Raw genomic sequence first — 275 nt, 5'->3', positions numbered from 1 at the left:
ATCGACGATCTCACCTCCTTCGCGCAGCAGCAGGGCGCAAAAGGTCTAGTATGGATCGGCCTTCAGGAAGAGGGCGGCAAGCTAGCCGCACGCTCGCCGATCGCGCGCTTCCTGTCCGAAAGCGAGCTTTCAGGCCTGGCGGCCGCAACCGGCACCAAGCCAGGTGACCTCTTGTTGTTGGTCGCCGACGAGGAGATGCTCGCGGCGACCGTCCTCGGCCGGCTGCGCTCGCGACTCGGCCGTGACCTGGGCCTGATCGATCCGCAGCTCTGCGC

At 66.5% G+C, this 275-nt stretch carries 1 protein-coding gene; it reads left to right on the top strand.

Going from position 1 to position 275, the window contains the following annotated elements:
• On the top strand, positions 1 to 275 hold a 275-nt coding region (locus tag ACKX14_RS15785), incomplete at both ends, for a GAD domain-containing protein (RefSeq protein ID WP_422449340.1).

The organism is Thermorhabdus hydrogeniformans (genome assembly GCF_049310025.1).
Classification (GTDB): Bacteria; Bacillota; Thermosediminibacteria; order Thermosediminibacterales; family Tepidanaerobacteraceae; genus JBJYKD01.
The sequence above is the reverse complement of the archived record's forward strand: the minus strand, read 5'-3'. Positions and strand labels throughout refer to the sequence as shown.